General features: G+C 68.7%; 13 protein-coding genes. 7 read left to right on the top strand and 6 right to left on the bottom strand.

What is annotated here, in order from left to right:
• Positions 1–23 precede the first annotated feature (23 nt).
• On the bottom strand, positions 24–974 hold the full coding sequence (locus tag GOALK_RS05795; protein ID WP_006357868.1) for a 4-(cytidine 5'-diphospho)-2-C-methyl-D-erythritol kinase: 951 nt from the start codon (positions 972–974) through the stop codon (positions 24–26).
• 59 nt (positions 975–1,033) lie between these two features.
• Entirely contained in the window at positions 1,034–1,702 is a 669-nt protein-coding gene (locus tag GOALK_RS05790; protein ID WP_035750868.1) for an HAD family hydrolase, read from the bottom strand.
• A 109-nt stretch (positions 1,703–1,811) separates the two neighbouring features.
• Here GOALK_RS05790 and GOALK_RS05785 point away from each other — a divergent pair, with 109 nt between their 5' ends.
• Positions 1,812–2,804 (top strand): LLM class F420-dependent oxidoreductase, encoded by a 993-nt coding sequence (locus GOALK_RS05785; RefSeq protein ID WP_040004036.1) that lies wholly within the window; start codon positions 1,812–1,814, stop codon positions 2,802–2,804.
• 4 nt (positions 2,805–2,808) lie between these two features.
• Here GOALK_RS05785 and rsmA read toward each other — a convergent pair whose 3' ends face one another.
• The 4 genes from rsmA to GOALK_RS05765 all read right to left on the bottom strand — a co-directional run bounded on the left by rsmA (position 2,809) and on the right by GOALK_RS05765 (position 6,759).
• Positions 2,809–3,711: a 16S rRNA (adenine(1518)-N(6)/adenine(1519)-N(6))-dimethyltransferase RsmA gene (rsmA, locus tag GOALK_RS05780; RefSeq protein WP_006357865.1), complete on the bottom strand. Its 903-nt coding sequence runs from the start codon at positions 3,709–3,711 to the stop codon at positions 2,809–2,811.
• Positions 3,675–4,802, bottom strand: a complete 1,128-nt coding sequence (locus tag GOALK_RS05775; protein ID WP_006357864.1) for a resuscitation-promoting factor — start codon at positions 4,800–4,802, stop codon at positions 3,675–3,677. Before GOALK_RS05775 ends, rsmA begins: the two co-directional genes overlap by 37 nt.
• 173 nt (positions 4,803–4,975) lie before the next feature.
• Complete coding sequence (locus GOALK_RS05770) at positions 4,976–5,878, bottom strand: TatD family hydrolase (RefSeq protein ID WP_006357863.1); 903 nt, start codon at positions 5,876–5,878, stop codon at positions 4,976–4,978.
• Positions 5,879–5,919: 41 nt separating this feature from the next.
• Positions 5,920–6,759 carry a PhzF family phenazine biosynthesis protein gene (locus GOALK_RS05765; protein WP_006357862.1) on the bottom strand — a complete coding sequence of 280 codons (840 nt, stop codon included), beginning with the start codon at positions 6,757–6,759 and terminating at the stop codon, positions 5,920–5,922.
• Positions 6,760–6,879: 120 nt separating this feature from the next.
• Here GOALK_RS05765 and GOALK_RS05760 point away from each other — a divergent pair, with 120 nt between their 5' ends.
• The 6 genes from GOALK_RS05760 to metG all read left to right on the top strand — a co-directional run bounded on the left by GOALK_RS05760 (position 6,880) and on the right by metG (position 14,087).
• The gene (locus tag GOALK_RS05760; RefSeq protein WP_006357861.1) at positions 6,880–7,593 is read left to right on the top strand and encodes a GntR family transcriptional regulator; all 714 of its coding nucleotides are present in this window, start codon (positions 6,880–6,882) and stop codon (positions 7,591–7,593) included.
• 58 nt (positions 7,594–7,651) lie between these two features.
• Entirely contained in the window at positions 7,652–8,374 is a 723-nt protein-coding gene (locus GOALK_RS05755; RefSeq protein ID WP_040004034.1) for a beta-phosphoglucomutase family hydrolase, read from the top strand.
• Positions 8,371–10,722: a glycoside hydrolase family 65 protein gene (locus GOALK_RS05750; protein WP_006357859.1), complete on the top strand. Its 2,352-nt coding sequence runs from the start codon at positions 8,371–8,373 to the stop codon at positions 10,720–10,722. Before GOALK_RS05755 ends, GOALK_RS05750 begins: the two co-directional genes overlap by 4 nt.
• A gap of 86 nt (positions 10,723–10,808) precedes the next feature.
• Entirely contained in the window at positions 10,809–11,465 is a 657-nt protein-coding gene (locus GOALK_RS05745; RefSeq protein ID WP_040004033.1) for a HEAT repeat domain-containing protein, read from the top strand.
• Positions 11,459–12,439 (top strand): HEAT repeat domain-containing protein, encoded by a 981-nt coding sequence (locus GOALK_RS05740; protein ID WP_006357857.1) that lies wholly within the window; start codon positions 11,459–11,461, stop codon positions 12,437–12,439. The genes GOALK_RS05745 and GOALK_RS05740 overlap by 7 nt, the downstream gene beginning before the upstream one ends.
• Positions 12,440–12,497: 58 nt before the next feature.
• On the top strand, positions 12,498–14,087 hold the full coding sequence (gene metG, locus GOALK_RS05735; protein ID WP_006357856.1) for a methionine--tRNA ligase: 1,590 nt from the start codon (positions 12,498–12,500) through the stop codon (positions 14,085–14,087).
• Positions 14,088–14,090: the final 3 nt, after the last annotated feature.

Raw genomic sequence — 14,090 nt, 5'->3', positions numbered from 1 at the left:
GAGGTCAGGGAGTTGTGCCGGTCTCAGTCCGTGCCGAGGACGCGGGTTCCCGGTGCGGGACCACTCGCGGTGCGGACCGCGCGCGCGACGCCCGCTCCCGACAGCTCGGCGGCGACGTTCACCGCGGATTGCTCGTCCGCACACAGGAACGCACACGTCGGGCCCGATCCCGACACGATCCCGTTGAGGGCACCCGCGTCCACCCCGGCACGCAGCGTGCGACGCAGCGTCGGCTGCAGACTCAGCGCGGCCGGTTGGAGGTCGTTGTGCAGCAACGGTGCCACCGCGCGGGGATCACCGGAGGCGAGCGCCTGCATCAGGTCGTCGGGGGAACGCAGGAAGTCGCCCTCCTCGTCGACGTCACCAGACCTGGTGTCGCGCAACCGGTCCAGCTCCTTGTACACCGCGGGCGTCGACAAACCCTCGCGCGCGAGGGCGAGCACCCAGTGGAACTCGCCGCGGGAGAGCACCTGCATCAGCTGCTCACCGCGGCCGGTGCCCAGCGCCGTGTTGCCGTGGAGGGCGAACGGGACGTCGCTCCCGAGACCGGCTGCGATCTCGGCGAGTTCGTCACGCGAGATGTCGAGCTTCCACAGATGCGCGAGCGCCACGAGAGCCCCGGCCGCATCCGCGCTGCCGCCCGCCATGCCCCCGGCGACCGGGATCGTCTTCTCGATCCCGATCGCGACGTACCCCGCACGGTCCGCCCACCCGGCCAGGGCCTGAGCCGCACGGGCCGCGAGGTTGGAGGCGTCGGCGGGCACCGAACCGGCGCCCTCACCACGAACTGTCACGGACAGCTCGTTGGCACGCGCGACCCGGATGTCGTCGTGCAACGAGAGCGCTTGGAACACGGTGACCAGATCGTGGTACCCGTCATCCCGGCGCGGGCCCACACCCAGGTGGAGGTTCACCTTCGACGGGGCGCGCGCGGTGACCGAGTCGGTAACCACCGACAGCGACGTTCGCGACACAGTGAGTCAGACTAGTCGGGCCGATACGGATACGCGCTCAGGGCTGCTCCGCGGCGATCTCAGGGCCGCCATCCGCGGCGCGCGAGTTCACCGACGTGGTCGACGACCAGGACGGCCCCGGCATCGCGGAGCTCGGCCTCGGCGAATCCCCCGGACCGGACCGCGACACACTCGGCGGGGAGCCGATGTGCGGAGGCGACATCCCACACCGTGTCCCCGACCACGATCGCCCGGCCGCCGCCGGCCTCCGTCAGCGCCACTTCGAGAATGTCGGGTGCGGGTTTCGAATCGTCCGCATCGTCCGACGAGGTGACCGCCGCCAGGTCGTCCCGCTCGAAGCCCATCACTTCCAGTGCGGCATCGGTGAATTCGGCCTTCCCCGACGATGCCAGCGCCACCCGGTAACCGGCATCGAGCAGGCCCCGGACGAAGTCGACGGCACCGGGCAACGGCCGGACGTCGGGTACCAGCTTCCGATAGTGGCGCTCCCAGTCGTCGCGCAGCGTGTCGCCCAGCGACTCCTCGACCTCGTCGCCGCAGATCTCGCCGACGAGGCGGTCGCCACCCATTCCGATGGCGCGGTGGACCTCCCACCACTGCGGGGTGAGATCGTGCGCGGTGAAGGCCTGCATCCAGGCGAGCGCGTGGAGATACGTCGAGTCGATCAGTGTCCCGTCGACGTCGAGCAACACGGTGTCAACAGAACCGCTCTCGTTGGCCTGGGTCATCTGCACCTGCTTTCCGGGTCGGAGCACTGCGAGCCGTCCGTTTACCCGAACGGCTCGCCGGCTACACCGGAGCGACCGATCTCGACGAGAGACCCGCAGAGGAGTTCTGATGACAACCCGATTCGGGTACACCCTGATGACCGAGCAGGCCGGCCCCAAGGACCTCGTCCGCTATGCCATCGGAGCCGAGGGCGCCGGCTTCGACTTCGAGGTGTCCAGCGATCACTACTTCCCGTGGTTGTCCTCGCAGGGGCACGCCCCGTACGCGTGGTCGGTCCTGGGGGCGGTGGCCCACGCGACCGAACGCGTCGAGCTGATGACCTACGTCACCTGTCCGACGATCCGCTACCACCCGGCCGTCGTCGCGCAGAAGGCCGCGACCCTGCAGATCCTCGCCGACGGCCGCTTCACTCTCGGGCTGGGCTCGGGTGAGAACCTCAACGAGCACGTCGTCGGCGCGGGCTGGCCCGCGGTCACCGACCGCCAGGACATGCTGGCCGAGGCCATCGAGATCATCCGCAAACTGCACACCGGCGACCTCGTCGATTTCCGCGGCGAGTTCTTCCAGGTCGACGCCGCGCGCATCTGGGATCTCCCCGATCAGCCGGTGCCGATCGGCGTCGCCGTGGCCGGCGACTCCGGGATCGAGACCTTCGGACCGCTGGCCGATCATCTGATCGCGGTCGAGCCGAACGCCGACCTCATCTCCGCATGGAACGCGCAGGCGGCCACGGGGACGGTCGACGGCACGGGCACCCGCGCCATCGGGCAGATCCCGATCAGCTGGGGCCCGGACCGCGATGCCGCCGTCGAACGGGCCCACGACCAGTTCCGCTGGTTCGCCGGCGGCTGGGACGTCAACGCCGACCTCCGCACCACCGCGGGCTTCGCCGCCGCGACCCAGTACGTCACCCCCGACGACGTCGCGGCCAACATCGCGTGCGGCCCCGACCTCGATCAGATCGTCGACGCCGTGAAGCCGTTCCGGGAGGCGGGATTCACCGACATCGCACTGGTGCAGATCGGCGGCGAGACGCAGGACGACTTTCTTCGAGACGCCGCCCCGGAACTGCTGGAGAAGCTGCGCGCGGCGTCGAACTGAGAACTCAGACGGTCCGGGCCAGGCGCACGAAGTCGTCGACGTCGAGTTTCTCGCCGCGGATGCCGGGATCGATGTCGGCGGCGCGCAACCGGCGCTCGGCCTCCGCCGGGGAGCCCGCCCAGCCGGCCAGTGCCGACCGCATCGTCTTGCGGCGCTGGGCGAACGCGGCGTCGATCACGGCGAACACCGTCCGCCGGAACACCGTGTCGATCGGATAGTCGTCGGTGCGCTCGATGCGCACGAGACCGGACTCGACCTTGGGTTCGGGCCAGAACACGTTGCGCCCCACCGCACCTGCGCGACTCACGCGGCCGTGGTACCGGGCCTTCACGCTCGGCACGCCGTAGGTGCGGCTGCCGGGCGGGGCGGCGAGCCGGTCGGCCACCTCCGCCTGGACCATCACCAGGGCGGTCGTGATCTCGGGGAACAGTCCGAGCAGGTGCAGCAGGACCGGGACCGACACGTTGTACGGGAGGTTGGCGACGAGGGCGGTCGGCACGACGGGCAGGTCGTCGCGGGTGACCTGCAGGGCGTCGGCGAGCACGACGTCGAAGTTGCCGCTCTGCGCCGGTGCGTATTCGGCAACGGTCTGCGGAATCCGTTGCGCCAGAATCGGATCGATTTCGATGGCGACGACCCGGCCGGCGGTGCCGAGAAGGGCGAGGGTCAGCGACCCGAGTCCGGGGCCGACCTCGAGGACGACGTCGTCAGAACCGACGCCGGAGGCCGTGACGATCCGGCGAACGGTGTTCGCGTCGTGGACGAAGTTCTGACCGAGTGTCTTGGTCGGCCGTACACCGACTTCGGCGGCGAGATCGCGGATCTGCGCGGGGCCGAGGAGCCGCGGTGCGTCGCCTGTCGTGTCGTCGTTCAGCGCAGACCCAACTTGGACGTGCACGACGGCCATGCGCCCCAGCCCTGTACGGCCTGGGTCTTCTTGGCGATCGCGATCTGCTCTTCGCGGGTGGCGAGGTCGGCGCGCGGTGCGTACTCGAGGCCGCCCCAGCGCTCCCAGGTGTTCTGGTCGAACTGCACGCCGCCGTAGAACCCGTTGCCGGTGTTGATCGCCCAGTTGCCGGTGGCCTCGCACTGCGCGAGGGCGTCCCAGACGGAGCCCGGCGGGACGTACGGCGCACCGGGCTTGGTGCCGATACGGACGGTGGCGGCGACGGGCTCACTGAGCACCTCGCTCGTCAGCTTGTCGCGCTTGACGACTCGTCCGTTCACCTTGGTGACCTTATACGTCACACGGGCCTCGCCGGGGGCGCCCTTCTTCTCGACGACCTTGCGGTCGCGGACGAGGGTGGGATCTTCCTTCTTGATCTCCGGCGGGGCGACCGGCTCGGTGACGGTGACGTCCTCGGTCTTGATGCGCGTGACGATGATCTTCAGGTCGGGGGTGACCTCGGTGTCCGCGGCCGGGACGACCTTGTCCTCCGCACCGAGCGGCGTACCGAGGGCCTTCAGCAGATCCTCGACCGTGTGGGCGGCGACGACCGGGCGCTTCTTGGCCGGGCCGTCGACCAGCTGCACCGGCTTGGGAAGCGCGACGTCGATCTTGCCGCCGTCGACGGGCAGTTCGTCGCTACCGAAGTCGGCTTCCTCGGCAGCGTGCTCCAGGCCCCGCTCCTCGAGCAGCTGGTCCACGGTGGAGGCGTTGGTGATGATGGTCTCGCGCTGGCCCTCGATGTCGAGGGTGAGCTTCTTCAGACGGTTGACCTTGATGGTCTGTCCCTCGCCGAAACCGGAGTCGAGCGACGGGCTCACCTTGTCACCGTCGGCCGGGGCGAGACCCTCGGATTCGAGCAGGCTTTCCACCGACATCGCCATCGTGGACACCTGGCGGGTCTGGCCGTCGACGTCGATGGTGACGGTCTTGTGCATCGCGACGCCCATGACACCACCGGCGGCGACGGTGGCGCAGACGGCTCCCACCGCCAGGCGGGCACGCAGGGAATCGGTCCCGTTGATCTTGGAGAAGACCGACGTGGGCGACACTGAGGGAGGCAGAGAAGGCAAGGCACAACAATCTGGTCGGGAACAAGGCGCCGCGGCGACCGGAGGACCCATCCGAGCTGTCGGGATGCATGTGCATCACAAGCGGGAACCGCTGATCGCCGGATGTATCGCTCTGGCCGAGCGGATCACAGTACGATAACGAACCGGCCAGATTATGGCAAAGGGATGTTGTAGGCGCGCCGCGCATTGGCGCCTGACAGACGCGCGATCTCCTCCTCGGACACCCCTCTGACCTCGGCGATCGCCCGCGCCGTGTACGGCAGGCAGTACGACTGATTCGGCTGGCCACGGTAGGGATGCGGGGTGAGGAACGGCGCATCGGTCTCGACCAGGATCTGTTCGTCGGGCACGAGTTCGGCCGCGACGCGCAGCTCGTCGGCATTGGCGAAGCTCACAGTTCCGGCGAAGCTCAGGATGTACCCGCGGTCGACGCATTCGCGGGCAACGTTCCGGTCACCGGAGAAGCAATGCATGATCACGGTCTCGGGCGCGCCCTCGGCGGCCAGGATGTCGAGCAGATCCCGGTCGGCCTCGCGATTGTGGATCATCAACGGCTTGCCGACCCGCTTGGCGAGGTCGATGTGCCAGCGGAACGTCTCGTGCTGGACCTCCGGCGACGCGCAGTCGTCGGACTTACCGGGCCAGTAGTAGTCCAAACCCGTCTCACCCACCGCGACGACCCGTGGATGACGGACCATCTGCTCGAGTTCGGCGGCGGTCTCGTCGTCCAGATCACCCGCATGCATCGGATGCAGCGCGACGGCCGCATAGACCCGGTGGTCCCACTCCGCCGCCGCGACTGCCCAGCGGGCGTCGACCATGTCGTCGGCGACAGTCACCACCTGATCGACGCCGACCGCCTGCGCATGGCCGAGGATGGCGCGGACCGACTCGGCGTCCCGCCCACCACACGCCGCGAGGTGGGTGTGGGCGTCGACGAGGCCCGGCAACGGCGTCGGGTCCGGCGGCGGCTCGCGCCGGCGACGCTTCTTGGCCGCCTTGTTGCTCAGGGTCTCGGCAGGCGCGTCGGCTGAGGCGTCGCTGGCGTCGCTCATGGCAAACACCTTGGCACAGCCCGGCGACGCCGCGTGCCCGGCTACAGCGCGACTGTGCCCTCGATCACGGTGGCGGTGTCACCACCCACCCAGATGTCCTGGCCGTCGTCGTGGATGTGGACGCGTCCGGCGCGACCGATGGCCCCACCCTGCGCGGCGACATAACTCTCCGGTGCCTGTCCGGTGGACCGCAACCAGGTCGCGATCCCCGCGTTGAGGCTGCCGGTGACCGGGTCCTCGGGGACTCCGATCCCCGGGACGAAGGCCCGGACCTCGGCAAAGACGTCGCCCGCATCGTAGAGGCCGAGCAATCCGACCTTGTGGTCGCCGAGCGCGGCGATGTCGGGACGGACCTCGAGCACCCGCTCCCCCGAACCCAGCTGGATCACCATCCACTCGGGACCGTTGTCGACCCATTCGGCCGCGACCACCGCATCCCGATCGACGGCGAGTGCCGCGACGACCTCGTCGACGACATCGGGATCGACCGGACCCGACCGGCGCAACGGCGGCGCGGCGAAGGCCAGTCGAGGACCCGATCGGCGGATGTGGACGAGCCCGACGCCGCACTCCTGCACGACGTCCTCACCCTTCGGCCGGCCACCCGTGGTCAACCAGGCGTGCGCCGAGCCCAAGGTCGGGTGGCCGGCGAACGGCAGCTCCCCGTCGGGAGTGAAGATCCTCAGCTGGTAATCGGCGGCCGGATCGGTCGGCGGCAGTACGAACGTGGTCTCCGAGAGGTTGGTCCAGCGGGCGAAGGCCGCCATCCGGTCCTCCGCGATAGGAGCACCGGGGCCACCGCCGTCGACGACCACCGCCACGGGATTGCCCTCGGTGCCGGTGGACGAGAACACATCGACCTGAGCGAAACGACGAGTCATGTCGCCATCGTCTCATCGGGGTTCGCCCGTCGGCCACGAAGTTTTCCGGCGGCGGGGACCGGCCAGTAGGGGTCCGCGCCGGTTAAGGTCGATTGACCGACACAAACGGACGGATGATCGATGACCCCCGGACCCCTACACAGGACACAGCTGGCCGTCGAGGTGGCCGACTACCTGCGCACCCGCATCATGACCGGTGTCCTGCGCCCGGGAGACTTCGTCCGGCTCGACGAGACCGCATCGGCCCTCGGGTGCAGCGTCACCCCGGTCCGCGAGGCGCTCGCGACCCTCCGCGGCGAGGGACTCGTCAAGCAGGCCCTGCATCGCGGGTTCATCGTCGAGACGCTCACCCGCGGCGACATCGTCGACATCTTCTGGATGCAGGCCGAGCTCTCCGCGCGCCTCGCGAGTCATGCCGCCGAGAACCCGGACCTGGACGAACGTCTGGGCGAACTGGCTGCACTCGTCGACGACCTCGAGACGGCCGTGGGCTCCGGCCGGGCCGACCAGGTGCTGACCGCGGAGTTCGCCTTCCACCGCAAGGTGCACCTGATGGCCGAGAGCAAGAAGCTCGCCTGGTTCCAGTACTCGGCGAGCAAATACAATCCGCTGCAGCTGTATTCGAGCGACACGGAGTGGGGTCTGTCCGCCGCGGCCAGCCACCGACGACTCATCGAACTGCTGCGCAAGGGCGACACCGAAGGCATCAAGGCCGAGATCGTCGCCGCCTTCGAGGACGCACGCGACCGCCTGATCGCGCAGCTGGAATCGATCGGTTTCTGGGACGACGGCCGTTCACCGACAACCGATGCCCACTCGGTCAGCTCCGCCTGACGCGCGCTATCGCGCTTCATCGCGCCTTACCCGACTCAGGCGGGTAGCGTTGCGCATCGTGTTGGGATTGCCAGAAGTGATCACTGTCGCGCTCTTCGATCTCGACGGGGTCCTCACCGAAACCGCGGTACTCCACCGCAAGGCCTGGAAGAAGACGTTCGACGCCTTCCTCGCCGATCGCGCGGGCGGCGTCGACGCGCCCGGCTTCGTGGAGTTCACCGACCAGGACTACCTCGACTACGTCGACGGACGTCCCCGTGAGGACGGGGTACGAGCCTTCCTGGCGTCGCGCGGGATCACCGACGTCGACCCCGCGACCGTGACCGCGATCGGAAACGGCAAGAACGACATGTTCCTCGTCAGCCTCGCCGAAGACGGCGGCCAGGCCTACCCAGGGTCGGTGCGGTACCTCAACGCGGCACGCGATGCCGGTCTCCGGATCGCGGTCGTGACGTCGTCGAAGAATGGAGGACCAGTGCTCGAAGCTGCCGACCTGTCGGGTTTCGTCGAGGTCCGCGTCGACGGTCTCGAGATCGCCGCACGTGGACTCAACGGCAAACCCGCTCCCGACTCTTATCTGCTGGGAGCCGAACTGATGGGCGTCGAGCCCGCTGCGGCCGCGGTCTTCGAGGACGCCATCTCCGGCGTACAGGCCGGTAGCGCAGGCGAGTTCGGCTTCGTCGTGGGCGTCGATCGTGTCGGCGGAGGTCAGGCCGAGGCGATGCGCGCCGCCGGCGCCGACGTCGTCGTCAACGATCTCGACGAATTGCTGCCCGCATGAGCGCGGACAAGCCACACGGGTTCGAGATCCACCCGTGGCAGCTGAAGTGGAGCGGCGGAGTCGATCTCGACATGCTCGGCCGCACCGAGACGTTGTTCGCGTTGTCCAACGGGCACATCGGCTTACGCGGCACCTTCGAGGAGGGTGAACCGGTCGACCATCCGGGCACCTACCTCAACGGCTTCTACGAGTTGCGCGGCCTCCCCTACGCGGAGAGCGGCTACGGTTACCCCGAATCGGGCCAGACGGTCGTGAACGTGACCGACGGCAAGATCATCCGCCTGCTCGTCGAGGACGAGCCGATGGACCTTCGGTACGGCCGTACCGAAGAGCACGAACGGACGCTGGACTTCCGCACCGGCACGCTGCGTCGTCACACCCTGTGGACGTCGCCGACCGGGCGCACCGTGCGCATCAAGTCCGAACGTCTCGTCTCGTTCACCAAGCGCACCATCGCGGCCATCCGCTACGAGGTGGAACCCGTCGACGAGGACATGAAGCTCGTCCTGCAGTCCGACCTGCTGGCCAACGAGCCGGTCCCGGCCCCCGGCAACGACCCGCGTCTCGCGGCTGCGCTCGACGCCCCGCTGGTGTCGGATCTGGCGACCTGCCGCAACTACTGGGGCATGCTGGTCCACCACACCAAGCAGTCCGGTCTGCACATCGCCGCCGGCATGGACCACGAGATCTACTTCCCGGACAAGGCCGACACCTTCATCCGCGCCGATGGCGACCTCGCCCGCCTCACGATCGCGGCGAACGTGCCGAAGGGCAAGAGCCTGACCCTCACCAAGTACATGGGTTACGGCTGGTCGGCCCGGCGCTCGGTACCGGCGCTGCGCGCACAGGTCGACGCCGCGCTGGCGATGGCGATGGAGACCGGCTGGGACTCCCTGAAAGCCGACCAGGTCCGCTACCTGGAGGACTTCTGGCGCGACGCCGACATCGAACTCGACGGGGATCCCGAACTCCAGCAAGCGGTTCGGTTCGCACTGTTCCACGTGCTACAGGCCGGCGCGCGCGGCCAGTCGCGCGCGATCCCGGCCAAGGGGCTCACCGGTCCCGGCTACGACGGTCACACCTTCTGGGACACCGAGAGTTTCATCCTGCCGATGCTCACCTACACGGTGCCCGCCGCGGCCGGCGAGGAACTCCGCTGGCGTCACGCCACCATGGACAAGGCGAAGGCCCGCGCCGCCGAACTCGGCCAGCGCGGCGCGATGTTCCCGTGGCGATCGATCAACGGGGACGAGTGTTCGGGCTACTGGCCCGCGGGCACGGCCGGGGTGCACGTGTCCGCCGACATCGCCAACGCCACCGCCCGCTACCTGCGCGCCACCGACGACGAACAGTTCGAAACCGAGTGCGGCGTCGAACTTCTCGTCGAGACCGCCCGTTTGTTCGCGGGTCTCGGCCATCACGACGTCAACGGGAAGTTCCGCATCGACGGCGTGACCGGGCCGGACGAGTACACGGCCGTGGTGAACAACAACGTCTTCACCAACCTCGCGGCACAGCAGAACCTGCGCGACGCGGTGGCCGCGGTGCACCGTCGTCCCGACCTCGCCGAACAATTCGGGGTGACGACAGCCGAAGCGGCGCACTGGGAGTCGTGCGCCGACGACATGTCCATCCCCTACGACGAGGCGCTCGGGGTACACCAGCAGTGTGAGTCGTTCACGCTGCTCGGGGCGTGGGATTTCGAGTCCTCGGTCGGCCGGTACCCACTGTTGCTGAACTATCCGTACTACGACCTCTACCGCAAACAGGTCGTCAAGCAGGCCGACCTGGTCTATGCGACCTACCTGTTCGGCGACTCGTTCACCGCCGAACAGAAGCTCCGCAACTTCGACTACTACTACCCGATCACCGTGCGCGACTCGTCGCTCTCGGCGTGCTGCGAAGCGGTCACGGCCGCCGAGGTCGGCTACCTCGACCTCGCCTACGATCTGTTGGCCGAGTCGGTGTTCACCGATCTGCACGACCTGCACAGCAACGTCAACAGCGGCTTGCACATCGCCGCACTGGCCGGGGCGTGGACGGACTGCGTGGCCGGTTTCGGCGGCATGCGCGACTTCAGCGGAAAGATCACCTTCGCGCCACGGCTGCCCAGCCGGTTGACGTACATGTCCTTCCGCATGATCGTGCGGGAGTCGAAGTTCGTGGTCGCGGTGGACAAGGAGCACGCCACCTACCGGTTGCTGTCCGGACCGCCGATCGATCTCTCCCACCACGGCGAGCAGTTCACCCTCACGTCGGCACCGGTGAGCATGAAGATCCCCGACCTCGAGTATCGGGAACCGCCCAAGGCGCCTCCGGGGTGCGAGCCCTACCGTCGCGAGATCTGAGCGACCCCTCACCCTCCTCGGCATCACGCTTCTTGACCTTGACACCGTGACAGGGTCTGTAGTGGGTGTACGAGGAGGTGTTGACGATGACTCAGACGATCACGACCGCACTGCACGCACCCGACCCGTCGACGCGTCTACGCGCGGCGATGGCGGCGGGAACCGAACCCGACCCGCTCCTGGTCGACGACCTGATCGCACGCTGCGCCGTCGAACCGGACTTCTTCGTCCGGGACATGCTGACGTGGGCGCTGACGAGGCTTCCCGCGCAGGTGACGGTGCCGCGACTCGTCGATGAACTGGTCTCGGATGCGCCGCAGGCCCGCAGCCAGGCGCTGCATACATTGTCGAAGGTCGGCGACCGGTCCGCGTGGCCGGCCGTCACCGCCGATCTGTTGCACGACGCCGATCCCGAGGTCGCGCGGACCGCATGGCGCGCCGCGGTGGCCCTCGTTCCGGCGGGCGAGGAGCTCGCACTCGCAGGAGAACTGGCCCGGGAGCTCGGGCGAGGCCCGATCGATGTGCAGCGCAGCCTGAGTCGTGCGCTGGCCGCGCTCGGCGAGGCGTCCCTCGACGCTCTCGCCACGGCTCGTCGTCACCGGACTCCCCGGGTTCGCGCGCACGCCGCGGCCACCACCCGGATCCTCGACGACCCGGACAGCGACTTCGCGTACGAGCTCGAACGGGCCGCCAAGTTGACGAACCCCGTTGTGCCCGAGCATGATTCGAGTACGCCGTGCTGATCGGCGAGGTGGCGCGGCGTTCGGGTGTCAGCACCCGGATGCTGCGCCACTACGACGCCCTCGGCCTCGTCCGTCCGACCGGCCGCACGACGGGCGGCTATCGCGAGTACTCCGACCCCGACATCGAACGTCTACTGCACGTGGAAAGCCTTCGGTCGCTCGGGTTGTCGCTGCGCGACGTGGGCCGCGCCCTCGACGATCCGTCCTTCGCGCCGGACGCGTTGCTGGAGAGGTTGATCCAGGACACGCAGGACCGGATGGCCGCCGACGCCCGGCTGCTGGACCGACTCCGACAGATCCAGGTGACCGGCGCCGACGACTGGCCGGCCGTCCTCGACGTGGTCGGCTTGCTCCGTGCGGTGCACTCCGAGCATGCCGCCCACCGCCAGCGCGCGGCGTTGCGCGCGGGAGACGCCGGACTGTCCGCCGAGTCGCTGACCGATGCCCTGCTCGCCGAATCCGACGAGAACGTCGCCGGCACGCTCCGCTGGGCGCTGGCGCAGACCCCGGGTGCACTCGACCAGCTCGCCGCCCGGGTGACCGACCCCGACGCGACGGTCCGGCGCCGCGCGACCACCGCCCTCTCCGCGATCGACGACGCCCGGGCCACCGCGGTGCTCGAGGCGTCGCTGACCGACCCGGACCACGAGGTCCGGCGGACGGCCGCGCTCTCCCTGGGCCGTCGCGGCGCCGAAGCTGCGCTGAACGTCCTCGTCGAACTCGTCGCCGTCGGTGACCGCGATGTCGAGGCGGCCGAGATCCTGGCCACCCATGACGTCGACGGCCGGATCGTCGAGCGGCTCGTCGACCGCCTCGGCGCCGACCCGGACCCGTCGGTGCGGTTGCGGCTGGTCCAGGCGCTGGCGGAGATCACCGGCGACGCCGCGTCGAAGGCCCTGACCGGCCTCGGCGACGACGCCGACGAGACGGTCGCCCGTACCGCGCGGGCGATCGGGTCGTTGCGATCCCGCTGAGCGGGGCCGACCCGCGATTGGCTGTCGGCGGCTGCCGGTCGGTACTCTGTGGAGCACTATGGCACCCGATCTGACCAGCCCTGATCTGTCCGGCACGGCCGAGGACGGCACCTCGTACGGTGCGGGGCGGCCGTACTACCTCACCACCGCGATCGCGTATCCCAACGGTGCGCCGCACATCGGGCACGCCTACGAGTACATCTCCGCAGATGCCCTCGCACGGTTCAAGCGCCTCGACGGTTTCGACGTCCGGTTCCTGACCGGCACCGACGTCCACGGTCAGAAGATGCAGCAGACCGCACAGACCGAGGGCATCCCCACCGCCGAACTCGCGAACCGCAACTCCGATCGATTCCAGTCGTTGCAGGAACGTCTCGGCTCGAGCTTCGACCGTTTCATCCGCACGTCCGACGAGGACCACAAGCGGGCGTCGGAGGAACTGTGGAAGCGGATGAGCGACCGCGGTGACATCTACCTCGACAAGTATTCCGGCTGGTACGACGTCCGCGACGAGACCTTCTACGCCGAGTCCGACACCGAGGTCGACGACGCCGGTGAGCGCATCGCCTCCGACACCGGGCACGTGGTGACCTGGACCGAGGAGGAGACCTACTTCTTCCGCCTCTCGGCCTACCAGGACAAGCTCCTCGAGCTCTACGAGGCACAGCCCGACTTCATCGGGCCCGACGTGCGACGCAACGAGGTCATCAGCTTCGTCAAGGGCGGGCTCACCGACCTGTCGGTGTCGCGGACGACCTTCGACTGGGGCGTCCCGGTCCCCGACCATCCCGAGCACGTCATGTACGTGTGGGTCGACGCGCTGACCAACTACCTCACCGGTGTCGGCTTCCCCGACGACGCCGCGACCTTCGAGCGTTTCTGGCCCGCCGACCTGCACATCATCGGCAAGGACATCATCCGGTTCCACTGCGTGTACTGGCCGGCCTTCCTGATGAGCGCGGGCGTCGAACTGCCCAAGCGGGTCTTCGCACACGGCTTCCTGTTCAACAAGGGCGAGAAGATGTCCAAGTCGGTCGGCAACGTCGTCGACCCGGAGAACCTCATCGACGAGTTCGGCCTCGATCCGGTGCGCTACTTCTTCCTGCGCGAGGTGTCGTACGGCCAGGACGGGTCGTACTCGGCCGAGGCGATCGTGTCGCGCATCAACGCCGACCTCTCCAACGAGTTCGGCAACCTCGCCCAGCGCACCCTGTCGATGATCGGCAAGTACTTCGACGGCGTGGTGCCGGCGGCTGCTGACCTCACCGACGCCGACAAGGCCCTGCTGGACCGGGCCGACTCGCTGCTCGGGACCGTCCGCGAGCACTTCGACAACCAGGCCATCCACCTCGGCCTCGAGGCGCTGTGGTCGACGCTGGCCGAGACCAACCGGTACATCTCCGCGCAGGAACCGTGGAAGCTCGCGAAGACCGACCTCGACCGCACCGGCACCGTGCTCTACGTGTGCGCCGAGGTCGTGCGCATCGTCGCGGTACTGAGTCAGCCGGTGATGCCGGAGTCGTCGAACAAGGTCCTCGACCTGCTCGCGGTCGGCGACGACCGTCAGTTCAGCGCCGTCGCCACCCGCCTGGCGGCGGGAACCGCGCTGCCGAAGCCGTCACCCGTGTTCCCGCGTTACGAGAACTGACCG

This window comes from Gordonia alkanivorans NBRC 16433 (assembly GCF_000225505.1).
Taxonomy (GTDB): Bacteria; Actinomycetota; Actinomycetes; order Mycobacteriales; family Mycobacteriaceae; genus Gordonia; species Gordonia alkanivorans.
This window is presented reverse-complemented; position numbering and strand designations above follow the sequence as displayed.

Bases quoted from the DNA above. Each gene is read 5' to 3' on its own strand.
- GOALK_RS05790 (WP_035750868.1), bottom strand. From the start codon at position 1,702: ATGACCCAGGCCAACGAGAGCGGTTCTGTTGACACCGTGTTGCTCGAC.
- GOALK_RS05785 (WP_040004036.1), top strand. From the start codon at position 1,812: ATGACAACCCGATTCGGGTACACCCTGATGACCGAGCAGGCCGGCCCC.
- rsmA (WP_006357865.1), bottom strand. From the start codon at position 3,711: ATGGCCGTCGTGCACGTCCAAGTTGGGTCTGCGCTGAACGACGACACG.
- GOALK_RS05770 (WP_006357863.1), bottom strand. From the start codon at position 5,878: ATGAGCGACGCCAGCGACGCCTCAGCCGACGCGCCTGCCGAGACCCTG.
- GOALK_RS05765 (WP_006357862.1), bottom strand. From the start codon at position 6,759: ATGACTCGTCGTTTCGCTCAGGTCGATGTGTTCTCGTCCACCGGCACC.
- GOALK_RS05760 (WP_006357861.1), top strand. From the start codon at position 6,880: ATGACCCCCGGACCCCTACACAGGACACAGCTGGCCGTCGAGGTGGCC.
- GOALK_RS05750 (WP_006357859.1), top strand. From the start codon at position 8,371: ATGAGCGCGGACAAGCCACACGGGTTCGAGATCCACCCGTGGCAGCTG.
- GOALK_RS05745 (WP_040004033.1), top strand. From the start codon at position 10,809: ATGACTCAGACGATCACGACCGCACTGCACGCACCCGACCCGTCGACG.
- metG (WP_006357856.1), top strand. From the start codon at position 12,498: ATGGCACCCGATCTGACCAGCCCTGATCTGTCCGGCACGGCCGAGGAC.